Genomic DNA, 263 nt, shown 5'->3' on the forward strand with positions numbered 1-263 from the left:
CTGGCGAAATGAATTAAAAAAGTTTGCACCAGAGATACGCACAGTCATCATCGACGGAAACAAAACCCAGCGCAATCAATTGCTTCAGGATGTATCCGAAGCAGATGTGATTATTACTTCCTACCCACTGCTTCGCCGCGACAGTGAGCAATATGTGGAGCAGCCTATTCATACCCTGATCCTGGACGAGGCACAAGCATTCAAAACTCACACGACCCAAACCGCCAATGCTGTGAAAAGTCTACAGGCTCAGTATCGCTTTG

General features: G+C 47.1%; 1 protein-coding gene. It reads left to right on the plus strand.

Features of this window, described 5'->3' with window-relative positions; genetic code table 11:
• Window positions 1-263: SNF2-related protein (locus tag SB773_RS32605; RefSeq protein ID WP_410594534.1), on the plus strand; the 263-nt coding region annotated here is incomplete at both ends.

It is taken from the genome of Bacillus sp. SIMBA_074 (assembly GCF_046534555.1).
In the GTDB taxonomy this organism is placed as follows: domain Bacteria; phylum Bacillota; class Bacilli; order Bacillales; family Bacillaceae_G; genus Bacillus_A; species Bacillus_A mycoides.